The sequence below is a fragment of the Hymenobacter sp. BT559 genome (assembly GCF_016427535.1).
Classification (GTDB): Bacteria; Bacteroidota; Bacteroidia; order Cytophagales; family Hymenobacteraceae; genus Hymenobacter.
Window position 1 is genome coordinate 523,858 of record NZ_JAELXV010000003.1, and the last position, 19,175, is coordinate 543,032.

General features: G+C 50.4%; 14 protein-coding genes. All 14 read right to left on the reverse strand.

Annotated elements, in window-relative coordinates; translation table 11 throughout:
* Positions 1 to 183: 183 nt before the first annotated feature.
* Positions 184 to 4,656, reverse strand: coding sequence for a malectin domain-containing carbohydrate-binding protein (locus tag JAO77_RS12985; RefSeq protein ID WP_198990795.1), 4,473 nt, complete (start codon positions 4,654 to 4,656; stop codon positions 184 to 186).
* 421 nt (positions 4,657 to 5,077) lie between these two features.
* Positions 5,078 to 6,136, reverse strand: a complete 1,059-nt coding sequence (locus tag JAO77_RS12990; RefSeq protein ID WP_198990796.1) for an NAD-dependent epimerase/dehydratase family protein — start codon at positions 6,134 to 6,136, stop codon at positions 5,078 to 5,080.
* Between the two features lie 9 nt (positions 6,137 to 6,145).
* The gene (locus JAO77_RS12995; protein WP_198990797.1) at positions 6,146 to 7,387 is read right to left on the reverse strand and encodes a glycosyltransferase family 4 protein; all 1,242 of its coding nucleotides are present in this window, start codon (positions 7,385 to 7,387) and stop codon (positions 6,146 to 6,148) included.
* A 60-nt stretch (positions 7,388 to 7,447) separates the two neighbouring features.
* Complete coding sequence (locus tag JAO77_RS13000; RefSeq protein WP_198990798.1) at positions 7,448 to 8,017, reverse strand: WcaF family extracellular polysaccharide biosynthesis acetyltransferase; 570 nt, start codon at positions 8,015 to 8,017, stop codon at positions 7,448 to 7,450.
* Positions 8,014 to 8,910 (reverse strand): glycosyltransferase family 2 protein, encoded by an 897-nt coding sequence (locus JAO77_RS13005; RefSeq protein ID WP_198990799.1) that lies wholly within the window; start codon positions 8,908 to 8,910, stop codon positions 8,014 to 8,016. Before JAO77_RS13005 ends, JAO77_RS13000 begins: the two co-directional genes overlap by 4 nt.
* Positions 8,907 to 10,055, reverse strand: coding sequence for an XrtY-associated glycosyltransferase XYAG1 (locus JAO77_RS13010; protein WP_198990800.1), 1,149 nt, complete (start codon positions 10,053 to 10,055; stop codon positions 8,907 to 8,909). Before JAO77_RS13010 ends, JAO77_RS13005 begins: the two co-directional genes overlap by 4 nt.
* 37 nt (positions 10,056 to 10,092) lie before the next feature.
* On the reverse strand, positions 10,093 to 10,623 hold the full coding sequence (locus JAO77_RS13015; protein WP_235998403.1) for an acyltransferase: 531 nt from the start codon (positions 10,621 to 10,623) through the stop codon (positions 10,093 to 10,095).
* Positions 10,624 to 10,757: 134 nt separating this feature from the next.
* Positions 10,758 to 11,918: a glycosyltransferase family 4 protein gene (locus tag JAO77_RS13020; RefSeq protein ID WP_198990802.1), complete on the reverse strand. Its 1,161-nt coding sequence runs from the start codon at positions 11,916 to 11,918 to the stop codon at positions 10,758 to 10,760.
* Between the two features lie 15 nt (positions 11,919 to 11,933).
* A complete protein-coding gene (locus JAO77_RS13025; RefSeq protein WP_235998404.1) occupies positions 11,934 to 13,280 on the reverse strand; it encodes a hypothetical protein in 1,347 nt (448 codons plus the stop codon).
* A 25-nt stretch (positions 13,281 to 13,305) separates the two neighbouring features.
* Positions 13,306 to 14,571 carry a glycosyltransferase family 4 protein gene (locus JAO77_RS13030; RefSeq protein ID WP_198990803.1) on the reverse strand — a complete coding sequence of 422 codons (1,266 nt, stop codon included), beginning with the start codon at positions 14,569 to 14,571 and terminating at the stop codon, positions 13,306 to 13,308.
* Between the two features lie 42 nt (positions 14,572 to 14,613).
* Positions 14,614 to 15,729, reverse strand: coding sequence for a hypothetical protein (locus JAO77_RS13035; protein ID WP_198990804.1), 1,116 nt, complete (start codon positions 15,727 to 15,729; stop codon positions 14,614 to 14,616).
* 26 nt (positions 15,730 to 15,755) lie between these two features.
* Positions 15,756 to 16,790: a glycosyltransferase family 4 protein gene (locus JAO77_RS13040; protein WP_198990805.1), complete on the reverse strand. Its 1,035-nt coding sequence runs from the start codon at positions 16,788 to 16,790 to the stop codon at positions 15,756 to 15,758.
* A gap of 8 nt (positions 16,791 to 16,798) precedes the next feature.
* Positions 16,799 to 17,947 (reverse strand): polysaccharide biosynthesis protein, encoded by a 1,149-nt coding sequence (locus JAO77_RS13045; protein ID WP_198990806.1) that lies wholly within the window; start codon positions 17,945 to 17,947, stop codon positions 16,799 to 16,801.
* Between the two features lie 273 nt (positions 17,948 to 18,220).
* A complete protein-coding gene (locus JAO77_RS13050) occupies positions 18,221 to 19,153 on the reverse strand; it encodes a glycosyltransferase family 2 protein (protein ID WP_198990807.1) in 933 nt (310 codons plus the stop codon).
* Positions 19,154 to 19,175: the final 22 nt, after the last annotated feature.

The following is a 19,175-nucleotide window of genomic DNA, read 5'->3' on the forward strand; positions in this document are numbered from 1 at the left end:
AAAGTGTAACAGTACAGGTGCTATTTAGCTGATGCATAAGCTATTTTAATGCTACGATACGAATTTTAATAATTAGATAAGCAATATCCATTAACGTAAAACGGGCCCTAGTACCAATCGGTACTAGGGCCCGTTTTACGTTAATGGATATTGCTTATTGGTACACTAATCAAGAAAAAAGAATCATTTACCTGAATAAGATACTTTGGTGCTAGCAGACCAGTTTTGGCATTGTAACTGTAAGTAGTAAACTCCCGCTACCTTCAGTATTTGTGAGAAGTCTAGGCTTAGTTCCGAAGATGGTTCGGCTAAGAAAATACTCTTAGACAGTAATGCGTTTCCAGTAACTGAGGTCAGCTTTACTTGTACATCCCCTTGCACCGCTGTGGGCAAAACCCAGTGAATTTTACCGTCGGCAGTGGGATTAGGATAAACAGCTGATTTAGCTACTACAGCTTCTTCTGCTAGGCTAAACGAGGTAGCGCTAGCTGCTAATACTTTACTTGCTGTGTTTATCGTACTTACTGTTCCACTTACTACCTGTAGGGCCGCTACAGTAGGATAATCGAGACCTCCATCACTAGGCAGAGAACTGAAGCCAATGGACAATACACCATCGCTAACAGTAGTAGTAAATTTCTCTATGCGCGCTGCGTTGGCGCCTGCCTTAGCAAAAATGTCATAATTGTCAAGAACTTTCTTACCTTCTATTGTTACGTCGAACTGCCTTCTGCGAGCCGCAGTCCACTGAGTTTCAGCGAAGTGTAGGATAACAGTATAAGTGCCTTTAGGTACCGATAAATTGTAGCTGAGTACTCGGCTATCCGAGCGTCGTTCCGTTTGGTAGAGGGCAACATCGACTGTATTAGCGATGGCTGAGGTAGTGCTTGCAGTTCTGTTGATAGAGGAAGAATAGAAATTATCTGCTTGAAACACCCCTTGGGAGGTGGCTAGCTGATTACCCCCAGCGTTGATTTGATATAGTGCTGTAGTAACAGGAGCGCTCTTTGTGATATCGGTAATGGTGAACGTAGTAGTAAGTGTTGAGCCAGCTGTGCCGGTGCCTGCACTTGCCGTATAAGGTGTAGCTTTAACTGTATAATTACCAGCTGTGATAGCTTGCCAGGGCACATAGGAGCCGTTGTTATCTCCAAACATAGTATAGGGAGCTGTATTGTCGGTGGTTCCAAGCTGCCGCGCGCCAGTTAGGCTAAATGATACACTCCCAACGGTAGTAGAGCTAGCATTAGCTCGGATGCTTAGATTGCGCGTTGGCAGCGCTGGGAGATTAATGGTTTCACCGTCAACCAGCTGCTTAATATCCTGTCCGTTATCAGCATTAACTAGTACAAAGTTAGTAAGCTGTGGTGCTGCTACTGTTGCAAGCTGACTAGCAGGTAGGATGGTAGTAGCTACTGGGTCGTTATCTAAGAAGATAGCCTGTACTGTTCCACCCTGGCCGTTCTTATTATCTATTGTCAAACTGACATCACCCTTAAAGCGAAATTGGATAATGTGGTTTTTGCCAAGGTCTTCCTTAATAATGTACGTAGCTGCTGGGCTCGTTTTGCCTTTTGGAGTGAGAACAACCCGACAGTCGCGAGCTTCATCGAAGCGTACCGGGCAAAACGCCGTGAGATAGTGCCAGTTATTATCGTTTACAGTAATGTCAAGGCGGCCGGCAGGGTTGCTATAGAGACTATAGTCGGAGCCAGCCACTCCATCAACTTTGAACGTGAGTTTGACATAATTATCGTTGCGCCAGCCGGTGGTACTTTTTGTTACCGTAGTAGTGCTGGGTAGATTGGCTTTGTCAAAGCCTACTAACTTATCCGGGATTGTCACACCACCCCAGTTATAGATAACATAACCACCGCTGCCTACGGCATCTAGCTGCAGTTTATCTGCACTGTAGCGCAAAGGCTGCATCACCTGAAGTGCAGGTTTGCCATTAGTTGTAGCAGCTGAGTTGACGTTTAGCTCAGTGTAGTTACTAGTGGTGGCACCGGCCAAGTGGACTACTACGGCTGGGTCGTAGGGGGTAGCGGCTATCTCATCAGAACTTGCACTAGTGCCATTAGTCTGTTTAGCATCCACTATCAGGTAATAGTTCGTGTCGTTGAGCAGGCCTCCTAAGGTATAGTTAGTAGTTGTAAGGCCTGAAGCGGCTGTTATATAGGGTCCACCTGGCGTCCGCGAATAACGCACAGTGTAACTACTGGCTCCAGCTACCGCCGACCAGCCAATCTGGAGTTGTGCATTATTAGGCGTTGCTGATACTTGAGTAGGAAAAGCGGTAGCTGTGGATATTAGAGTGATAGTGCTATTGAGAGTGCCGCTACCTATAGCTTCCTGTATCGAGTTGGTGCCTACTAGATGCCAACGAATGGGGCCATGTCCGCCTTCATCATTACTCCAGAGATACGTCTCGCCGTTTTGAGTAAGTAGAGTAGGAGAAAGGCCATTGCCTGCTGAGCCAGCTAGTACTCCTTCACTAGCGAAGCGCCCTACAGTAGTCTCGCCAAATTGGCCTACCACCAAGCCGTTGTCATAAAAATGCATCCATTGGCTGGCCTGAGCACCGCCCCAAAACTCACCATGGTAACCATACACAATATTGCGTCCTGCTGCAGTGACGATATTGCCCCCATACGCGACATTGTTACCAATGTCATAGCTTCCCTTACCATCTAGTGCGCCAGTAGGTGAGGCTCTCCACAACCATGCTGTACTACCTGGCTTAATAGCCCCTAGGTGGTAATTGTCATTTTTTGAGTTGTCAAAAGAAATAACTAAGCCGTTAGAAGTAAGCGGCGTGCGTACCCCGCCTGCGCCGCCGGGTCGGGGATATGGGTCCTTATTAGCTGTTGGCGCGCTGGCCAGTGCTGTGAGGCTGCTCCACTGTGGGTTGCCAGTAGCGTCGAAACCTGTAATGGTACGTTTCTGCCAAGCAGCTGTGCCGTTAGCTGCAGGATTATAAGGTGCCAGTACTAATGAACCATCAGGCTCTAAGGTGGCAGAGCCACTGTCGAAGCCTGTGGTAGGCTTAATGCCAGTGGGACGCAGTTGGGACCCGGCTAATTCCACTAGCTCAGGGTAGTACATTTTCGGCAAATTTACCATTGCGTACGTTCGCCCATTAGCTAGCGTTGTTACTTGCTGTAGGCCCTGTCCAAAGCCTAAGTATTTGTTATCGAGACCTACGCGCCAGTTGCGCACTAAGGTCCATGATTCACCAATAGGTCGGCTGTAGTCTACCTGAAATTCTAGGAACTCGCTAAATACACGCGTTGGATTATTGGCATCAACCGCTGCTGCATAGGTATGAGCCTGATACATAATCTGGTTGATGTATGCTCGCGAAGCTGAGAAATGTAGGCAGCGGTTGTTGCCTGGGTCACCTACCCAGAAAGAGTGGTCGGGTGCTATCGTCAAAAAGGTAGTTTCCCCTACGCTAGACTGATTAAACCAAAGCTTGTCATTGCGTACCTCGTTACCATTTGCTAGATAGCCACCTTGTTGCCCATACGTCCACTGTGGATTACCACTGCGATTGTAAGCTTTCACTTGCTGGCTGGTTCCTCCGTCAGCCACCAATACCAAGTCATCGCTGGTCGGGTCAGTGGCTAGTGCTAAAGGATTCACAAAGCCTGTGATGGTAGTAGCAACAGTAGGTGAAGTATCTAGGTTAGTATAGCGAACAACATTGCTACCCGTTACAGCCCACAAGTCACCATTCGGCGCCATGCTGAGCGAACCTGGCTTATTGACCAAGATAGTACGCAAGAGATTGCCTTTTATCTTATCAAAGAGACGGATGACATTTTGCCCACGATGAGCTACCGCCAAGATATTGCCGTTCTTTTGGACTGCTAAACCGGTGGCTGCGTTGGAAAGAACTGTAAAACCTACGCTAGCTAGTGTATTGCTAACTTGGTCTAGGTCAATAACACTAGCATAAGTTTGATTAGGGTAATTTCCATTAAGTCGCAGCGTCTGACCAGCTTGAAATGAAAATTCTTGGTTGTCACGCACTTTTAATGCATAGACAAAGGAGGTAGTACCGCCTGTATTTACGCCGCCCTCATTGTTGGCCATATATACGTTGGTACCATCTGTGTCGAGTAAGCTGAAGGCTGTGTATCCATCAACGCGGCCAGCATTAGTTGGGTAGGCTGGGTTAGCGTGCGGAAAGCGCCTCATGCTGTATTGTCCTTCGTTGAAACCTGCTACCGTAAGCATGGATGTGTCGGTAGCTGCCATATCACGGATAGGTAGATAGCCATTATACACGTGCGGTCCTGCTTGAGCCTGCGAGGTGTTACCAATAGCACCTTCCCATACATATTGCACATTGTGGTAAATCATCTTTACCTGAAATGGACCGCTCGTAGCTGCATTACCTGCATCGTCCTTCCCATCCCAAGCCACTGTGTGCGTGCCAGCGTTATAAGACTCGCGACGCCACAAAGTGCGGACTAAACTGCCATCTGCTTTGTAAACACCCGCACTAGTAGTGTATTTCTTATCTAAAGTAAACTTTATCGTAGTCTGAGAGCTAGCAGTGGTAGTGTGTAGCGCCAAACCTACCACCGACAGCCAGAAGGGATAGCTAAATAGACGGGAGTACAACCCTGTTTTTTTAATTATTTTCATATAGGCAGTATGGTTAATCAGCACAAATCTAATCCGATAAATAGAATTTTAAAAGCCATAAGGTTAAAAAAGGGTCAGATTAATTGTATATTACCAATAAATAGATAGAAAGATATTAATTTTTATATATTTCATAGCATAGGATTTTTATTATGGCTTATTGTTTAATTTAGGCGTTTAATCTGCACCCCTAATAATTTTCATGTGGGTATCTGTAATTAGTGATATTATTAACTCAATCGGGGAGGATAGGCACTAAAAAAACGCCCATGAATGAGTTGTATACATTCAAGGGCGTTCTTTAAAAAGAATTTGCGGTCTTTTATTTATAAAGCTGTAGTAGGCTTATTAATAACTAGCAGTTCGGTACAGGCACAGTCAAAAACTATATTAGAAATTGACTGTCCAGTTAAGTAACTGCTTAGCTAATCTTAGTGCGAGTGAGCCACGATTCGTAGATTTCCTCGAAGGTGGTACGCAGATTTTTGGTAATATCCCAGTTGGGATAGTGCTCTTTCATCTTTTGCAGGTCCGAGATATAGCAGATGTGGTCGCCGGCGCGGTTTTGGTCCACATAATCGTATTTCATCTCCTTGCCCGATATCTCGCTGATAAGCTTAAAAGCTTCCAGAATGGAAATCGAGTTGTCGCGGCCGCCCCCAATATTATACACCTCACCTACGCGCGGATTGTTGATAAACTCCTCCATAAAGCTAACTACATCGTGTGAGTGAATATTATCGCGTACTTGCTTACCCTTGTAGCCAAACACAGTGTACTTGCGCTCTTCTAGGTTGCACTTGATAAGGTAGCTTAAGAAGCCGTGGAGCTCTACACCTGAATGGTTGGGGCCAGTGAGACAGCCGCCGCGTAGGCAGCAGGTCGGGATATTGAAATAGCGGCCGTATTCCTGCACCATTACATCGGCTGCTACCTTAGAGGCACCAAAGATGGAGTGCTTCGACTGGTCGATGCTAAACGACTCCTTAATACCGTCGTAATAGTTAGCATCGGCAAAATCCCAGCGGGTTTCTTGCTCTACCAAGTTCAGACGGTTAGGTGCGTCGCCGTACACTTTATTGGTTGACATGTGCACGAACGTCGACTCGGGGCAGTGGCGGCGTGTAGCCTCTAGTAGGTTGAGCGTGCCTACAGCATTCACATCGAAATCGTCAAAAGGACGGCTGGCCGCTAGGTCGTGGCTAGGCTGGGCGGCCGTGTGCACGATAGCATCGGGGCGCAAATCGCCAATGCTATCGAGCACTGCTTGGCGGTCACGAATATCTAGTTCAATATGATTGAAATTCTGGTAGTCTGACAACAGACGCAACTGATTCCAACGAGTGTCGCCGTTGGGCCCGAAGAAGTCGGCGCGCATATTGTTGTCAATGCCGTATACCTGCCAGCCGTTCTGGCAGTATTTGCGCACTACCTCGCTCCCGATAAGACCACTAGAGCCCGTAACTAAGATTTTTTTCATGAGTAAAAACTATGAGGCTACAACCTCTTGGTTGGTAGATATTTTTAGGTTTGCTTGTAAGCGTTCGAGTTGGTTGAATACATCCTGCAGCACTGGCTGCCGGTCGTACTGCTGCACAAAGCGGTAGGCGTTGTTTTTGTAATTATCAAAAGCTGGTGTGTCGCGCAGGTAGTGGTGTAACAACTGCTCCATATGGTCGATATCCCCAAAGTCGGCCGAAAGACCTACCTTGTTGCTATTAATTACCCGGTAGATTTCGGATTCTTTATCCGCAGATACCATGATGAGTTTCTGCTTAGCCATGATACCGAGCAGCTTTGATGGGAAATACACATCACCAGAATCTTTTTTCTGGGATAAAAACACAATGTCAGCGTCGGTAAGAAAATGGAAGTAGTCTTCCTGCGATAGGAAGTCAATAAAATCGAGGTTCTTTACTTGTTGTTGCTGTGCATAGCGCTTCAAGTTATCAATGTCACCACCTTGGCCAATTATTAAGAATATCAGGTTAGGCTGGTCTTCAAAACGCTTGCTCAAATCAATTAACACTGACAAGCCCTGCTTAATACCTACATTGCCCGCGTAGCCCACGATAATTTTATCGCGGTACTGAGGAAACTTCTGCCGAAAAGCCAGTTCTCGGCCTTGCATATTGGCATCAGCCACGCTTATCCAGTTGGGCCACAGATATATTTTATCATCAGAAATATCCTTCTGGCGAATGAGGTCCGTCATGGCCGTAGAAATGGAAGCTACCATGTCAGATTTACGGTAGCTGTATTTTTCGAGCGCGCCCATAGTCTCTACTATAGGCAGCTTACCTAGCATACCTAAGGATTTGGCCGCGTCCAACTGCAAATCCTGCACATTAATTATCAGCTTGGCCCCCCATATCTTACGGAACAACACGCCCAGTAATCCTAGGTTGATAGGCGTAGTAAAGAGGACGATAGCATCGTGCTTGCCGGCCCGCAGAAAATTAAAGAAAGCGAAGAGCAGAAACGTAATTTCCTGCACCATACGGGTAACAGTAGTTACCTTCTTAGGTACATATAAATATCCTCGCAGCACCTTGATGCCTTTGTAAAAATCGGTGCGAAACAGCTTGCGTCGGTCCTCGGGGCGCTTTTGCCATTTTGGATACCATGAAAAGCCCGTTACCATCGTTACATCATGTCCCTGCTCGGCTGCATACACAGCAAAGTCAGTGGCATATAATGCAATGCCACTATGGTCGGGCGCAAAGGTCATACTACTGACTAATAGGCGCATAAATGCTCGGTAAAATAAGTAAAAGGGAAGAAGAGATAACTAGGAGTTAATAACTCGCTCGCGCACGAATTTGGCTGGGTTGCCTGCATAGATACCCCAGGCATTGAGCGAGCGAGTGGCCACCGACCCAACCGTGAGGATGGCATGCGAAGGACACGTGACGCCGGGACACACCACAGACTGTGCGCCGACCCACACGCCGTCTTCGAGGGTTATAGCACCTAGGCGGTAAGGAAAGCTGCTGACAGTATAATCGTGGTTGCCAGTAAGCAGCAGTGCTCCTTGCGAAAGTGTGACGTGGCTGCCAATATGCACATCGGCTAGGTTGTCAATCCATACTGCCTCGCCCAGCCAGCAATGGTCGCCAATAGTTAGGCGCCATGGGTTTTTTACGCGCACTCGCGGTTTGATAACCAGACCTTTGCCTACGCGTGCCCCAAACCAACGCAACAGCTGAGTTTTTAGACCGTAAGGCCACGGCAAAGAGCTATCAAAGAAGAAATAGTGTACGGCATACCAAAGCAAGACTTTCCACTTCGGGCCTGCCCGGTAGCTGCCCACACTAAAGCGAGAGAGGTCGGTATGAATAATTGGCTGAGTAGGCGTCATAGAGATTGCGGAACGGAGGCTGGGGCCGGAACTGCTAGTGTGGCCTGCTGCCGGCGGTGGTTATGCTCATAGAGCTTAGCATCAACTAGAAACCGGTACCAGAATCCCTGGAGAAAGTGCCAAATCAAGCCTGGCTTACCATCAAGAAAGCCTAGCTGAATGAAATAGCGAAAACTGAAGTAGACTAGCGCCCGCAGAAATAAGGGCATCTTGCTGTACATATTCTCCTTCATCCAGCGCTTGCGTGAATATTGTTCACCCGCCAAAGTCGATTCTACGTTTTGGCTAGCCGTGGTATGGGACTCAATGGCAAGTAGGTCAAGTACTTCGCGGTTTGCATAAAGGTTATGCTTGCCGGTCCACCAAGTTAGATCGTTGAGATTGTGGTCGACCATGTCGTGTTCAAAGGCTTCCGTCTCGCCACGTTCTAGCACCACATGCTCATCCATCTGGCGGTCTTCGAGTACGGCTTGGCCAGTGCGCCAAATGCGGAGCAGCCGGTGCGGATAAAAACCACCATGCTTAATCCAGCGGTTCATGAAGTACACACGCCGCTTAATAATGAAGCCCCCCGTAGCTGCTGCAGCGTGCGGTAACTTTTGGTTGATTTCGGTAATTAGCTCAGGCAGTAGGTACTCATCGCAATCCATGCGCATAGTCCAATCGGTAGTGATGGGACAGTTAGCTAATGCCCAGTTAAATTGGGTGCTGTAATTAACCCATTTACGCTGGTACACCTGGGCCCCAAGGGCCGTAGCTAGGGCGCAGGTATTGTCAGTGGAGAAGCTATCGACCACAAAAATGTTCGAAGCGATGCCTTGTAGGCTGCGAATACACCGCTCAATATGTTGCTCCTCATTAAAGGTGAGTATAATAACTGAAAGTGAGTTCATGAGGCCTGCAATGCGTAAGGGGTGGACGCGGCGTAAAAATCAAGATATTGCTGCGCCAGATAGCGGTCATCAAACTCGCGGCGAATGGCAACTGGGGCAACGTTAGCGATGTGTGTGCGTTTCGACTTGTCCAGGATGGCGGCTTCGATAGTGGCCGCTATTTCGGGAGGCGAAAGTGTCGTGACCCAACCGTAATCGTGGGTCCGCACAAATTGGTACAGTCCGACCTGCTCGCTAATCAATACTGGGGTGCCAGTAGCCAAGGCTTCAATAACGACGATGGCAAAGTTTTCACTGTGCGACGTTAACGCAAATAAGTCAAGGCCAGCGAAAAACTCAAATTTAGCTTCTCCGTTTTTCCAGCCTACCCATTGTATTTTGTTGTCGATGTTGGTGGCGCTAGCTATTTCTTGCAATTCCTTTGTGTATTCTTCGCTACCAGCCCCCGCAACTAGTAGACGGTAGGGCAATTGGACAAGGGAAAGAGCTTTAAATAAAACGTCTAGACCTTTCTTAGGGTCAATGCGTGACAAGAAGCCAATGGTAAAGATGTCATTATCAACCCTTGGCGTAGTCTTCTGGGGCAGTGTTACTAGGTTAGGAATTATTATGCCTGACCATCCAGGAATTATTGCCTGTGATTCTTCCCATTCTAGCTGCGTAGAAACATGTACTATCGACTGCTTTAATAATTGCTTGCCAATCAAAGAATGTACAATTTTCTTTTTAGCAGAATTATTCGTGTCTAGAATGTAATTACTCAGCATTCCATGTGGTGAAACAATAGGCGTTATCCCGTGTCGACGGCAAATCCAGGCTGCTCCAATAACTAGGAGGTTCCACCACGAGTGAATGTGCACTATGTCAAAGTCCTTGACGGTCTGGCCAAGGTGGCGCCATAGGGCCGGGGAAGCGTGTGTGTGGTCGCCGGTCACGCGTTTAAAATAATAAACCGTTACCCCATCTACCAGTACCGGGGCGCCAGCCGCCACGGGCAGTTCGGTTTTGCCGTTAGCCGTAGTAGTATATACCGTTACGGAGTGGCCCATAGCAGCCAGGGTTTCGGCCAGCCGGGCTATAACCACGATGGGCCCTCCGTAAATATAAGCTGGCTTGTAAGAGGGGACGATAAGAAGAATACGCATTTAATTTCGCCGGAAGAAACGAGCGGATAAACTAGGGCTAGTACACAAAGCCTTCGGTGCGGGTAAAATATTTAGCCGTTTTGGGCAGCGGCTGCAAGGCTTTAGCCGGTACCCCCCCGTAGAGCATCCACTCGTCAGTAAGGGCCTTGTTGAGGAGCGATTTGGCGCCGAGTAGGCAGTGGTCGGGTAATATGGCACCGCCCAATACTACCGAGTTAGTGCCCACAAACGTGTGCGCCCCGATGCTAATAGGAGCACTGTCTTGCCGATTTTCAAAAACATCGATGGAGTGTGTCAGAAACTGTGACTGGTAGCCCGCGATGGTAGCGAACGGCCCGATGCTGATGGTGTGCGTGCAGTCGAGGTGATGGTTTTTGGTAATAGCGGCGGCTTCACCTATTAGCAAGCACGGGCTTCGGTCGGTCTGGTGACGAAAATGGGGCGAATCGCTACCTAATGGAAAGCCGGTTATCCAATTATTGCGCCCAATGGTAGCATTGCGGCCCAACTCGAGTCGGTCAAGGTGGATGGCGACGGTAAAATGGTCAATGTGCGCGTGAGCACCCATTATTAGCTTATCCGGAAAAACCCAGGCTAATCCAATTCGAGCAGTAGGGTGAATCTCAAACTGAAACCACCGCACCAGTGCTCGCCGCCGTAACGACCATGGTAGTAAGAAAGAAAGAATCTTTAAAATCAAGGTTAGGCTGGCTGAAGAGGTGAGTGCACGGCTGGCAGGTCCAATAAATCGAGGTAAGCTGCCGTCATTAATGCGGGCGCGTAGCGCTGGCAATTAGCAAAGCCCTGCTGCGTTAGTTCGGCTCCAAGCGGGCTGGTTGAAAGCTGTAGAAATGCTTCGGCAAACGCCTGGGCGTCGTCTGGGGAGGCGTGCAGGGCTGCGCCCCCGCTAACTTCAGGCATAGGGGCAATACTGCTAGCAATAACTGGGGCGCCGCAAGCCTGCGCTTCAATAACTGGCCAGCCAAAGCCTTCAGAATAGGAAGGGAAAATAAACGCTGCACACGTACTGTATAGTGCTACCAGCACTTCGTGCACAGGTCGGGCAATGGACACAAGGCGCTGACTCAAACCCAATGCCTTGGCCTTAGCAAGCAGTGCAGGCTCGGGTGCATCGCCGGCCAAGCAGATAACTCCTGTCCAGCGGCTACCTAGGGCGGCCACCATATCGAGCAGTAGCGCACGATTTTTTCGCGGTAAGTCGGAACCTACATGCAGTAGGAAAGGAGTATCGGGCTGCAAGCCGGTGCCTTGCAGAAATTTCCAGGCATCAGAGGCCTGCATGGGCCAAAACTTAGCGTTGAAGGCGTTGTGAATAACGCGCCACGTAGGCGCGGCTGTTGCGGCTGGCGCTAGCTCACGAAGTTGGCCAAGTGTGAAATGCGATACTGCTGCAAGGTGCCGAGCGCGGCTTAGGTTGTTCAAAATCCAGGTTTGCAGTAGGCGCCCCAGCCGGGAAGCTGGTACAAACGCATCGGCATGACCCAGGCCACCGCGAATGGCGAGCACGTCGTGACAAGTGATGCCGGTGTAAGCAGCAGGTAGATGCGCTAGGTACGGCGCGTTAGAATGGTCGCAGATATGGTAGCGGTAAGTGGCATCGGCTTGCCGTCCACGCAGGCGCCAGCGCAACACCAGGGGGAATAGCACCCACTTATCTAGGTACCCAAGCCATTTACCTACGCCGACATACGTATTGGTGGCAAAGCGGCCCAAGACTACAGTTGGCAGCCAAGTTTCAACGGTGAGCCCAGCCTGCTGAAAACCACCCTCCAGCATCTGCGCAAAGCGCAGCATACTTTCTTGGCGGTCGGGCAGATAATTGCCAATTAAAATTACGCGCATTGAGGCAAAAGCAAATTAAGAATGGGCAGGGCGCAGAGATGCTATTATAAGCCCAGCAATGAGGGTGGAAAATCCAAGCGCTGTAGGCTGCGCCCATTGCGATTGGGGTATCATCAGTAGACCATTGCCGAGTAGTATCCAGGGTAGAATGTCGTTTTGGCGGAGGCGCTTGTAGCAGGCCACCGTGAGCTTGACGCACAGCGCCATGCGTACGAAAATGATGCAGAGTCCCAGCCATGGACCAAGCTCGCCGATAAGCCGACCCCACTCGCCCTCCGAAATCAGAAAGGCCCTGCTCCCGCCTGTCAGGATAGCGCTGCCCGCATTGGTACCCATGCCAATACCATAGCCAAAAAAGGGCTGTTGACCCGAGTTAGCTAAGGCTTCAAGCATGCCACCGAGATAGCGATTGCCCAGCGAGCCCTTTAGGCCGCCTTCTACGTCGGATGCCGCCGTAAATCGGCTTACGAAGGCTTCAATGGGAGTTTGTAGCACGCTCACTCGGCTTAGCAGCAGTAATACGCACACGCCGCCCATGCCTAGTAGCAATAGCCGCCCAATGTTTTTAGGATGGCGTAGCATCCCGAGAGCTGTAAAAAGCAGCGCTACAGCCGTGAAAAGTAGTAGGCTGCGGCTGATAGAGAACGGAATGGCCGACAGTAGACCAACTGTTGCGGCTATCAGGGCCAAACGGTTGATACCTTTTGGGTGAAGCCAGAAGTAGAAAATGAAGCATGCGGCCATCCCAAAGAATAGGTGCGTGCCATTAGTGAAAGAGAAAGTGGCGGGCGGGCGGAAAAAACCCATAGCTCCGTCAAAGCCCGCCCCTGACATGTCGCCACCTACGCCCCGGTTTACCCAGGCAGACTGGGGGCTGTAGAACTGCACGGCAATAAGCAGAGCCATAGGCGCGGTCATCCATACTAGCGCGGCACCCATTTTCACCACATCGGCGCGGTTGAATACGCGGCCAATTACGAATATCATTGGGAAGTGGAGCAGTAAGATGCGGCTTCCATATATTGCCACCGTCAGGTTGCCATGCCCCAGTAGCAAGGCGCTAATAATACCTAGGATGCTGACGGCCACTGTCGTAGTCATATATGGGTTGGCCGGGAGCAGGCTGCGCCGCCAGGTCATTACTATCAACCACAGCGCCAGAGGGTCGCGCACTATAAGCAGGGGCGTGGCTAAGCCAGGTAACACCCAGCGCCGTAGTGCCCCTTCAAAAATCAGGAGTAATAAGTATGCCCAAATGCCACGCTTGAGCAGCTGGTTGGGGTCAGTAGCCACAACCGGCCGGGCGGGCCGGATAGCCGGGTAGGCACCAGGGGCAGGCAGGGTAGTGGCAAAGTGTGACATAGAAGAAAAAAGTGCTAGAGGAACCTTAAGTGGTTGCTAGATGATTGCTGGCTAGTTCGGTGAGACCAGTAAAAACCTGGGTGCCATAGCTCTCCCACGTGTAGCGAGCAGCTAGCTGCTGGGCTAGACGCCCCATCTCAGGAATGGCCGAGCGGTTATCCAAAAACCAATTGAGCTTTTCGGCAATAGCCTCAGGCGAACGAATAGGTACTAGAAAGCCCGTGCGTCCTTCCTCAATTAAGTCTTCGCCTCCGGTATTAGGCGTTATTAGTAGTGGCAGGCCTTGGCTCATGGCTTCTTGCATCACCAAAGCGCGGCCTTCTACAATGGATGGGAGGCAAAAAACATCGCAGGTGCGCATGAGTGCAAGCACCTGGTCATGGGGGCGACCGGGCTCGTAGGTGAGCTGCGGAAGCTGCTGTCGATAAAACTCAAGTGGCGCCAGTGGGGTACCCAGTAGTACCAACTCCAAGTCGGGACGGTCGAGCTGTTTCACGGCCGCCATCAAATCGCCGAGACCTTTGCGTTGACCTAGGGCACCTACAAATAGCACACGCAGTGGCCGGCTGGCGCGCTGCGCTGCTGTGGGCAGCGTAGCAGTAGTGCTGGTCGGTGAGCCGAAGGGTACCATAATAGTGGGTTTTTCACGTGCCCAGGCGGGCAACGAATCGCGCACAAATAGGCTAGGAGTCACTACTACATCGGCCAACTCCAACTCCTTCGTTTTGCGGGCTAGCTTCGCTGGCGAGTCCTGAATGCCCCCGCCCAGCGTGGGGGCCCACTGCGGTAGCCGAGCTGCCTCTTCCTGCATAAGCTGCCGGCCAGTTTCCCAGTAGGCAATGGGTAAGTCGTAGACGCACCGCATACCTAAGGCTTTGGCCCGCGTGAAGGTAGCCAAAGCTCCATCTTCATAGGCATACACCGTATCGGCTCCATGCCGTGTCTGCAGCGAACCTAGGCGGTGGGCTACGGCTGTGTCAAAGTCTTGGTATACAGCATCCATACTGGCCCATCCCTGCTCGTGGCGCAGAGGCGAGCGCACCCCCAGCTTGGGCAGTAGTAGGCGACTAAGCTCGCGGAAGGGATGGGAGTGGCACTGGTGTGCCGGCACCTCATAGGTGCGGCGCAGCCATTCTTGGCGCAAACCGCCCGGTAGTAGGCGCAGCCAAGCCGCCTGCGGCGAGATAGCCAGCGTTGTGTCAAACTCAGCCAGCTGGTCAGCCGCCAGAAGCGAGGCCAGGATAGCCCGGACGTTGCGGTTGCCAGTAGGGTGCGAAAGAACGGCTTTCATATAAGGGAAATAGTAAGGGCCACGTTAGCCAGTCTAGGATAGCTAGCGTGGTGTTTCCTGCAACCAAGTGTGGAGCGATTGGCCAATGGCTTCCCAACTGCGCGTAGCCCAAAACCACTTGTGCAGTTGGCGGCGGCGGTTTTCGCCGGCAGTGCTGGCCAGTATGCCAGGGTCAGCCAGCACTTCGCTGGGCTGAAACAAGGCCGCTCCTGGTGGGTAATCGAGGTCCTTATCTGCTTCGCAGATAACTGGCACGGCGTGCGCAGCCATGGCGGCGAAGGTGCCTGATTTTTTGAGGCCGTTGGCATTCAGGCCCACCAAGGCGGCTTGGGCACTTAGGAGTTGCTGCGATATCTCGTCAGCCGCCAGCGCCCCCATCTGCACCAGTATGTTAGGGCCTAGGGTATTGTCTATCAGTTCTTTTTCTGTACGGGCAAACTTCGTGTCACTGGGCCCTATGGACCGAATGTGGCGCAGTACTCCTTGCGCATGCATTGCCTTGAGCAGCGGCAGGTTAGCTTCGAGCGACCATAAGCGCGTGTGCGACAGCCCAAACACTAGCCACTCGCCCGGCTGACGCTCGCTCAAGAAGCCGGCCTCGGGGTGAGGCGGTACTATGTTAGAGCCGATAGGATGCACGCGGACGTTGGTGCGTCGTAAAAGCTGGGCTAGTTTCTGCTGCTGCTCGCTATTAACAACGGCAACCCCAGTAGCAAGCTGGCCGATGCGGTCCATGGCCGAGCGCACAATACGCTGCTGCACTTGCTGATATAACCGCAAGTCACGGCTGTCGTTCCAGGTTTCGTGGAAAAAAACAAATAGTCGGTTATCCGGGCGGCTCTTGGTAAAGTGGCGGAGCGCCTTCAGTAGCCCAATGGGCAAGCCTGAGCGCGCAAAGCTAGTAGGAGTGTAATTCAGAAACACGTCGGTGCCCAGCGGCGCCGCCGCTGCTTGCTGTAGCAGTTCCTGCCAGTGCGCCAGCGGCAGCCCGTGCCCAGGCACGGGGGCCTCAGGTAGGCGGTCAGCTCCGATGGCGACATCAGCGTACTGTTTACCTAGCTCTTGCGCTACTTTGTAGGCGTAGTCGCTCACTCCGCACACCTCTGGAGGAGCAGTCGGGGCGATGACGATTAGTTTCTTATTAAGTAGCTCAGGCATAGAAAAAAATGTCGGCGCAGCAGTCATTATTGTGAAAAGGCTGTCCGGTAAAACTCCATTGGCTTCAGATATTGAGCCAGCGAACTGTGGCTTAGCTCGCTACGCTGCCGGTACTCTTGGCTGGTCATGGCGGCAGCCTCCTGCATGCACCGCGCCAAGTCGGCCACGTTGCCGGGTTCGGCAATGAAAGCGGCTGGCCCGCCCGACTCGGGTAGGCCACCATCACGCGTCACGATGGCAGGCACTCCTACGCTACGGGCTTCGATAGGCGTCAGACCCATGTCTTCTTGGGTGCGGGCTGGTGCCAACAGCCAGCGGGCAGAGGCTACGTACTTCTGCTTGGCAGCATCATCGACAAAGCCTGGCATGTGCACGTCGGTTAGACCTAGTTCGGCCTGTAGGCCCAACACCTTTTCCTTGAGCGGGCCGTCGCCTAGTATCGTTAGGGGCCAGTCAGCTGCCGAAAATTTAGCTAGCGCGTAGGCTTGCAGTATCTCCTCCAAGCCTTTATTCGTAATCCAGCGTCCTACGAAGATGAAACCCTTGCGCTGCTCGGGCGGGCACTGCTGCTGCGGCAACCGGCACACGGTGGGGATGCAATCACTATTGTTTGATTTTATCCTTGGCTCCCAAGTGCTCCACACAAAACGAGAATTGTACCAACGTTGGTTGGCTAGCTTAATTGTAATTCCCCAAATGGCTGTGTGCAGACTATTTCCTGGTAGCCGCCGGTTGTGCACTGTCAAAAATATCTTCTTGCCGAGCAGGCGGCCCGGAAAAACGATGTCCGGTGGCATATTTTGTACATGCAAAATATCAGCCCACCGTATTAGGCTCAAGAGGTTAGATGAGCCCCGCTCCACGTAGTATACCTGGCGGCACACATTCTCGGCCAGTTCCTTTAGCTCTGTTTTAAACGTAGCGCCTTTCACTAACTTAAAGCACAGTCGCACTTCAAACTCGGGCCATGCTTCGGCTGCTTCGGCCATGGCTATCATAAAGGCCTCAATGCCTCCGTAGCCGCCCTGCGAAGCACCCACAATCAATAGTTTTTTACGCAACGCAGCCATTAGGAGTGAGTAGATTGTGGCTCAAGCACGGAAGCAACTGGGACAGGCGTGGTAGATCGGGCCAACTGCCTGATTTTATAAATCCCGTAGGTAGCGTGCATTAGAAGCTGAACAAGGGCGACGAAAATGTCGAGCCGGAATATCCCTTGTAAAGAAGAGAAATCGAAAAAGAAAACGCCGAGCCCAGTAGATATGATACCTAGAGGAATGGAAATAAGAGGGTTGATAATCCAGCCCTTGCTAGTGCATAGCAGAAACGTCAGCGACGCCGCCATGCTCAGGCACTTGCCGACCATCATCAGTGTCAGTTCGGTTTGGAGGCCCGCATACTGCTTGCCCAATACCCATAAAATGGGGTTGGCTAGCACCCAGGTGCCGAATACTATGGCAGCACTCAGGCCCAGTAACCCCACTACTAATCGCGTAAAGTGCTGAAACAGCATTCCAGCCTGGTCGGGCAAACGAGCGAAGCGCGGCAGTATTAGGGAGGAGAAAAGAACGGTAAATAGGCTAAGAGCCACGGCCAGGCGCCCTAGGGCACCTATCTGGGCCACTGCAGCCGTAGAGCCATAAAACGAGATAAGCCAAATGGCAAACTGGCACGCAAAGCAATAATACAGCGCATCAGGTAGCAGACGCTTTACCTTCGCCAATATTTCCTGCCGCACGAGTGGGTCTACCGGCTGTGTATCGTCGGCATAAGTCTTGGTCAACTTGCGCAGGCGCCAGTTAGACCATACTTGTGGCAAGCTGGCAACTAGTATGGCCAGACTGGCCCAGGGAAAGATAACTAGACTCAAACTCAGTAGAACCACACGCCCCACTGACGACTCTACTTGGTAACGCTGTAGAGGCACGATATTTTGGTGCAGCTTGGGCGCGATTTCGAGGAGTGTGCCTGACAGCGTAGTGAAGAAGGCCGGAATGAGGGCTGCCGTAATGAAAACCGCCATTAGCCAGCTAGCGCCGTGGTGCCGCAGTAGGTAGAGTAAGGCAGGTAGTGCCAGTAGCAGGCTCACTACCGCAAATTTGCGCCGCAGGTGTAGGCCTGTGGCAAGCACTGCCCCCAGCCGTTCCCTGCTTTGCCACACGCGACCGCCCTGCGACATCACCCCCGTGGCGATACCGCCATCAGCTAGCAACAGCATAGTACCCACCATCGTGTTAGCCAGCGTATAGAGCGCATACTCTTGCGTCGGTAGTATTCTGATTACTAAGACGCCACCAGCAAACCCAAGTGCCTGTACTGCTATCTGAGCTGTCCCCGTAATTGTAATCAAACGTCCCCACTCAACTAGCTTGGCCCGACGAGGTGAGGAATTAAGAAGTTGAATAGGCATTTTTTATAATATAAAGCCAATTAGCTAGTATCTATAGCTGAGTTTTGGATACACTAATAAAATATTTATAGCGTACCCAAATTATCTATTGAAAATACTAGGAAATAAGATTTGTATAAATCTCTTCGCTCCGCCAAGGGAAATAATACGGCCTCGATACCATTTGCTAAAATAAATCTCAAATGCATCTTTGCGATTACCCCTGATTGCATACTCAGTAATCGCAATCGGTGCTCTTTCAAGCATTCGCTTAGCTCTAATACTTTTTGCTCTTGGAGTATCAGCTGCACAATCGCGTATTAATCGAAATGCTTGAGACGCCATATCGCTTGTTTTAGAAGAGGATATAGACTGGGCAGATAATCGATACATACCAAGGTATTTATTGATAAAGTAAGTCTTATAACCAGCTTTGCCCAGTTGAAAACCAAAGTCAAAATCGCATCCGTCGTTTGCTTCAGACCTCAAGCGAACTTTTTCAAGTACAGCTGCTCTGATTAAATAACCATTGTTTGGTATTTGTTGGCTTAAGCCAGCCTCAAAAGGTGTAAGTATGCTGCCTTCAAATTCTGCGTCTCTGTAAAATGCTTTATTAAAGCTTATTGATGATACAGGGTCTATCTCGCTTTGCTCATTAATAATGTATTGTCGACCATAAGCAATACTTATCGTAGGGTCATTCGCAAGTATAGCAGTTAGTGTAGATAAAGACTCAGGAAGTATCAAGTCATCATCATGAAGCAACATGATGCTTCCTCCTTTAGCATTACTAAATAAGTTATTCACATTGTTGACTTGCCCTAATGATGGTGTATTTCGAATGTATCTTATAGGAATTGATGTGGTTGAAATTATTTGATTTATTGCTTCTTCGGTAACTGTGTCTGGAGAATCATCCCCTATTACTATTTCGTAAGGTGGTAGTATTTGATTCAGACAGGACCTAACTGCTTCTATTACGCGAATTGGTCTTTTATAAGTAGGGATTACAATAGAAACTTGCGTTACATCCATGGCTAAAAATAGTTGATACTAA

Bases quoted from the DNA above. Each gene is read 5' to 3' on its own strand.
- JAO77_RS13000 (WP_198990798.1), bottom strand. From the start codon at position 8,017: ATGACGCCTACTCAGCCAATTATTCATACCGACCTCTCTCGCTTTAGT.
- JAO77_RS13010 (WP_198990800.1), bottom strand. From the start codon at position 10,055: ATGCGTATTCTTCTTATCGTCCCCTCTTACAAGCCAGCTTATATTTAC.
- JAO77_RS12990 (WP_198990796.1), bottom strand. From the start codon at position 6,136: ATGAAAAAAATCTTAGTTACGGGCTCTAGTGGTCTTATCGGGAGCGAG.
- JAO77_RS13045 (WP_198990806.1), bottom strand. From the start codon at position 17,947: ATGCTGTTGCTAGCTGATGGCGGTATCGCCACGGGGGTGATGTCGCAG.
- JAO77_RS13015 (WP_235998403.1), bottom strand. From the start codon at position 10,623: ATGGGTGCTCACGCGCACATTGACCATTTTACCGTCGCCATCCACCTT.
- JAO77_RS13050 (WP_198990807.1), bottom strand. From the start codon at position 19,153: ATGGATGTAACGCAAGTTTCTATTGTAATCCCTACTTATAAAAGACCA.
- JAO77_RS13005 (WP_198990799.1), bottom strand. From the start codon at position 8,910: ATGAACTCACTTTCAGTTATTATACTCACCTTTAATGAGGAGCAACAT.
- JAO77_RS13035 (WP_198990804.1), bottom strand. From the start codon at position 15,729: ATGCCTGAGCTACTTAATAAGAAACTAATCGTCATCGCCCCGACTGCT.
- JAO77_RS13025 (WP_235998404.1), bottom strand. From the start codon at position 13,280: ATGTCACACTTTGCCACTACCCTGCCTGCCCCTGGTGCCTACCCGGCT.
- JAO77_RS13020 (WP_198990802.1), bottom strand. From the start codon at position 11,918: ATGCGCGTAATTTTAATTGGCAATTATCTGCCCGACCGCCAAGAAAGT.
- JAO77_RS13030 (WP_198990803.1), bottom strand. From the start codon at position 14,571: ATGAAAGCCGTTCTTTCGCACCCTACTGGCAACCGCAACGTCCGGGCT.
- JAO77_RS12995 (WP_198990797.1), bottom strand. From the start codon at position 7,387: ATGACCTTTGCGCCCGACCATAGTGGCATTGCATTATATGCCACTGAC.
- JAO77_RS12985 (WP_198990795.1), bottom strand. From the start codon at position 4,656: ATGAAAATAATTAAAAAAACAGGGTTGTACTCCCGTCTATTTAGCTAT.